1 pseudogene is annotated in these 568 nt (G+C 69.5%); it reads left to right on the top strand.

What is annotated here, in order from left to right:
• Positions 1–568 (top strand): annotated as a pseudogene (locus J0A65_RS25290) (hypothetical protein); the annotation flags it as partial.

Genomic DNA, 568 nt, shown 5'->3' with positions numbered 1-568 from the left:
GCTGATCGCGGGCCGGGTGCGCGCACTCACCGCGATCAGCGTCGTCGAAGCGCATTCTCCCTTCGTCGCCTTCGTCGAAGAGGCCACGCGCCAGCTGCTTGCCCAGGGCCGCTCCAGCCAGGCCCAGGTGGTGACCGCCGACTCGCTCAGCGAGCAGACGCGTGGCGACTGGCAGGCGCTCTCCGCAGGCTCGGTGTTCTGGCTGCCCCTGCTCGACCGCAAGCAGGCGCTTTTCGGCGGCTTGTGGATCGCCCGTGAACAGCCGTGGAGCGCGGCCGAACAGGCACTGCTGCTGCAACTGGGTGACTGCTACGCCCATGCCTGGCTCGCCCTGCAACCGCACAAGCCGTGGCGCCTGCGCTGGCCACGCCGCCGCATCATCGCCGTGGCGACGGTGGCATTGCTCCTGCTGCTGCTACCGATTCGCCAGTCGGTTCTGGCTCCCGCCGAAGTGGTGCCACTCGACGGCCAGGTCATCGCCGCGCCCTTGGACGGCGTGATCGCGACGTTCCAGGTCAAGCCCAACCAGGCGGTCAGCAAGGGCGAGGTGCTGGTGCGCTTCGACGCC

The sequence above is a fragment of the Bowmanella yangjiangensis genome (genome assembly GCF_017255015.1).
GTDB classification, from domain to species: Bacteria; Pseudomonadota; Gammaproteobacteria; order Enterobacterales; family Alteromonadaceae; genus Bowmanella; species Bowmanella yangjiangensis.
This window is presented reverse-complemented; position numbering and strand designations above follow the sequence as displayed.